The sequence below is a fragment of the Moorena sp. SIO3H5 genome (genome assembly GCF_010692395.1).
In the GTDB taxonomy this organism is placed as follows: Bacteria; Cyanobacteriota; Cyanobacteriia; order Cyanobacteriales; family Coleofasciculaceae; genus Moorena.
Genome location: NZ_JAAHHS010000549.1, coordinates 1 through 4,038, shown reverse-complemented (window position 1 = coordinate 4,038; position 4,038 = coordinate 1). Strand labels below are relative to the sequence as shown.

Sequence of the window (4,038 nt, the reverse complement as noted above, 5' to 3'; positions counted from 1 at the left end):
TTGATATAATTCTGGTACCATTTTCAATTGATAGGTCGTATTGACAAGTTATGACCTATCTTTTTTTACCATAATTCGCTCAATTTAAGATATATCAAGGGTTACAGGGCGCTTGTCGCCCCCCCAGCTATTTTGTTGAGCAGTTCTTTAGCCTTTTCAATGATCGGGTTAGCGCCTGTAAAAACACTAGCCGATGAAATAAATACACAGGAAGACCCATGTGGTGATAATATAGATTGCTTTGTTATAGAACAAGAAGGTGATTCCTGTTTTCTAAATTATTACTACAATGGTAGTCTACATTCGAGCAAGAAGATTAGTTGCCTAACTGATGAAGATACTATTGGTAGCGGTAATAATGGAAACGACACACTAGATCCTTGTACTGTATGCATTAAGCCAGATCTTTCAATTATGGAATAGGCACTTACCCTGTGTGCGACGTGAAAGCGTGGTGGTAATTATTTACTGTTAGCTAAACTGCTAGTAAAGCAAGAGGGATTAGGTTTAAGTAAAAAAGCTGGTGAGCATACCCAATATGTAGATATCAGCCCTTTTATCTATTCCCTGTTTGCTGTGTTTGGCATTACAGCGAAAAATCGTGTTCGGGGTGCCTATAAAAGCGGAAAATTCTGGATTATTCCTCTATTCAACTATTTCCTAAGTCGGTTAAGGAATTTGCTCCGCGAAGTCTTCTCGACAATCTTCTATAAGAATATGCCTATAATAATAGGCATATTGTAGAGCCTCATTGCTAGACTTAGACGCTTTATCCCAACTTATTCGATACCACTTAGATAAATCTATTGGATCAACACTTTCGATCTGTGGTATAACATCAATGCCACCAGAAATTTGACTTACTTCTTCAACTACATTACGCCGTATAACTCCTCTAAAACAAGCGGTAGCATCACTTTGAAAATAATATTGTTTACCTAAGATAGTATTGCCTTGCTTTTCCAAAATAATATATCTATCATATTCTTTCTCATGATGGTACAAATAGATGCCATCAGTAAAGCCTTCTACTCCAACTACTTGTTTTAACTTTTCGTTCCACTTAAGGATCGCATCTTGAGCTTGATTATAGACAGAGCTTGATGAAGGAATTTGTTTGGCCAAGTTAATTGCTAATTTATAATTCTCATCAACTGGTTTCAACTCCTGTGCTTTTACCACTTTATTGGCTTGGTCTAACTGTCCTTGAGCACACTGATTCAAAAAAAATTGCGCATTATAATGGTTCTGAGAACTTTCAGGAATTTCTAGAGCTTTGTTCATACACTCGACAAAGTCTTTATTTATAATCAGGTCTTCCATAGTTTCCAGAAATACTCGTTCTTCATGATGAGATAGCCATTGCTGATAGCCAAAAATGGCTGCCTTACCAGTAATGACAAGTGTAGCAATACCGATTCCGAACCATAAAAAATTTTTAACTAAAGATCTAGGTTGCTTTGGTTGCTTTGGTTGCTTTGGTTGGTTCTGATCTTGCTTTTGCTCTTGTTTGTAATTTTGCATCTGATCACCGTAGTACTTATGTTTCTAAATAATCTAGCTATTCTTCAAGTGATTGATAAGGATCTGAAACCTTAAAGGCAATTCCTTTCCTCCTTTATGTCTGATTTAACATAGACTTTGCAGTACCCCTGAGGGTACTTTTTGTACTCAAATAAGTAGTCGGACAAAAATAAAATTAACTGTTGAAATAGGGAGCAGGGAGCAGGGAGCAGCGATGCAGCGAGGTAGCGCGGTCTTGGGGGTTCCCCCCATGAGCGACTACCGGTGCGGTCTTGGGGGTTTCGCGCTACTAACCTGTGAGCGCGCTCAAGAAGTGAGCTTTATTTTTGTCCAGGTACTTAGCAGTTTCTTCCCTATTCCCTGTTCCCTGTTCCCTGTTCCCTGTTCCCTACAAAAATAAATTGTCAATTTTCCTTTTTACCTATACAATAGTATTATCGGAATAGTTAATGGAGAGAGAACAGATGAACAAGTGCGTTGGAACTACTGAAGCAGCATCTCTATTAGGAATTTCTTCTCGACGATTGCGCCAACTCCTAGAGAAAGGTCGGGTGCGGGGTGCCTATAAAAGCGGGAAATTCTGGATTATTCCTCTGTTCAACCATTTGCCACAAATTACCAAAGGTAATCGTGGACCAAAGGGCAAATGGCGCACTAGTCGTCCCCCAGCTTTAGCGAAGATTAATGTCAATCGCAATCACATTGGCTCGAATATGAAGAAAAGCCCTCAAGACCGGAAGCCAGTGATTTCAGTAAAACGAAAAGGCAACAATCTCTACGGTAATGAGGTGGAAATCCTCGGTCCGTGTAAGATTGTGTATCAGCCGGATCATCCACTCGATTGTGGCGCTCGTTTGTGGATTGAAACTTTCAGTGATATTCACTTTGTTGGTGGGAGTTTTCCAGCGAGTAACTGAGGGGGTAAAGGGCTTGGCGACTATTTCGGGTATACGCTACGGGTTTTGTAAATACCTAATTTCGTTTGACTATTTAGAATAAAATTATCATGTAAGCTGGCTGGAATGGGATCAACTTTACAGACAATTAGCCCTTCTTTTGGAGAAAGGCTAATTCCATTTACAATAGGCGGGTGTTAACCCACCCATGTACATTTGTGTTATTAAGTTTAAGCTAGGATTCGCTAGCCTCAACTAACAGCTCTATCTGATGGATTAACACAGCTAAGCAAAGTATTGTAATTACCGTGATGCTTTCTTATGCTAATACTTATAGAGGTAGTTATTTACGATTTGCATCTAATCCCCAAGGTAAGCCTTTATCGATAGCATCTCGAACATGTTCTTTGAAATAATCATCAATATTGCTGAATATGAACTTTCCTCCTATTTCATTCTCAGGGGCCAACATGCCTCGTCCCTCTCCAATTGTAGATACCCAAACCGCACCATCTTTTTCAATCACCTGTCTAAAAATTCGACCTGGAAAAAAAATATGAGTTGGTAACGTGTAGTTAATGGCAATCAAATTTTCTTTGTTTACCATTACTACGATCTTATCACCTTTAGTCCAATACCAAAATCTGGCAAAGTTATCGAACTGATAATCAACATCTAAGTCAACTACCATACAGTCTAAAACGGGATTATAATCCTGTTCTTTTCTAGGGGGTGCAGTAAATTGAGCCTGTGACATCATTTCTGCAAAGACATTTTCTGGTGTGCATCCTTTTTCTGTAAGCTCACATATTTTATTACTTGGGTTTGAATCAGTGTTTGGAATTGTAGAGTAATAATGATATCTTCCTCTTAAAATATTGGAGAATTTATCTGGGTAATGCCAGCGTTTAGGATAGGGAAAAAGAGAGTAGAAGAACTTATCCTCTCTTAAAGCATCATTCCTGGCAATTCGCTCTTTGTTATCCTTGTTAGGTAAAACAAATGGATCATCAAAATTTTCTAGGTATAAGTGATCATTGAGCTTAAAATTATGTTCATTTTTGCAAGGAATATTTTTCTTATACAAAGATATTTCCCGATATCCTTGAGCAAAATACATTTGCTTATCTTCAGGAAACCTTAACTCATTATCTGAAACTAAATTAAGTGAGATATCTTCTAGGTCACATTTTGGACTACCTTCTTTTTTGGTCAGCACAATCGAGGAATCTGTTACAGTTTTAACTGTAAATTCACTCTTACATTCACTAGAAGTAAGCTTAAATACTCCCGTTGCCTCACCAGCTTGTGACTTATTAGCCAATGTCATAGTAACATACATTTTAGCTTTATCTTTTTGCCGAGTGAGATATCCTGACCATTCACCAAGAAACTTGTTGGGTAAAAGTGGATTCTGAGGTGCTTCAAAGTCCTTGGGTAAAAGTGTATCCTCAGATACTACAACACCTGTATTAGAACAGTGAATAGTATCTGGGGGGGCGACATGAGAGCTAAAAAGTAGACTGTATAAGCTTCATAGCTCTCATACCTCGTAAATAATTATCGAGCTTATGACGACTTAAACGCATTAACTTATCAACTAATTCCCAACATTGCG

At 38.3% G+C, this 4,038-nt stretch carries 4 protein-coding genes; 2 read left to right on the top strand and 2 right to left on the bottom strand.

Translation table 11 applies throughout. The annotated features are described in order from the left end of the window. Window positions 1-669: 669 nt before the first annotated feature. Entirely contained in the window at window positions 670-1,524 is an 855-nt protein-coding gene (locus F6K52_RS33295; RefSeq protein ID WP_293088943.1) for a hypothetical protein, read from the bottom strand. Window positions 1,525-1,738: 214 nt separating this feature from the next. Between F6K52_RS33295 and F6K52_RS33290 the strand changes: the two genes are divergently transcribed. Both F6K52_RS33290 and F6K52_RS33285 read left to right on the top strand, forming a co-directional pair. Continuing rightward, a complete protein-coding gene (locus F6K52_RS33290) occupies window positions 1,739-1,924 on the top strand; it encodes a hypothetical protein (RefSeq protein ID WP_293088941.1) in 186 nt (61 codons plus the stop codon). A 64-nt stretch (window positions 1,925-1,988) separates the two neighbouring features. After that, entirely contained in the window at window positions 1,989-2,441 is a 453-nt protein-coding gene (locus F6K52_RS33285) for a helix-turn-helix domain-containing protein (protein WP_293088939.1), read from the top strand. A 322-nt stretch (window positions 2,442-2,763) separates the two neighbouring features. Here the strand turns inward: F6K52_RS33285 and F6K52_RS33280 are convergent, their stop codons facing one another. Next, window positions 2,764-3,750: a hypothetical protein gene (locus F6K52_RS33280; RefSeq protein ID WP_293088937.1), complete on the bottom strand. Its 987-nt coding sequence runs from the start codon at window positions 3,748-3,750 to the stop codon at window positions 2,764-2,766. Between the last annotated feature and the right edge of the window lie 288 nt (window positions 3,751-4,038).

Excerpts from the sequence above, each read along its gene's own strand:
- F6K52_RS33295 (WP_293088943.1), bottom strand. The coding sequence starts at position 1,524 with ATGCAAAATTACAAACAAGAGCAAAAGCAAGATCAGAACCAACCAAAG.
- F6K52_RS33290 (WP_293088941.1), top strand. The coding sequence starts at position 1,739 with ATGCAGCGAGGTAGCGCGGTCTTGGGGGTTCCCCCCATGAGCGACTAC.
- F6K52_RS33285 (WP_293088939.1), top strand. The coding sequence starts at position 1,989 with ATGAACAAGTGCGTTGGAACTACTGAAGCAGCATCTCTATTAGGAATT.
- F6K52_RS33280 (WP_293088937.1), bottom strand. The coding sequence starts at position 3,750 with ATGACATTGGCTAATAAGTCACAAGCTGGTGAGGCAACGGGAGTATTT.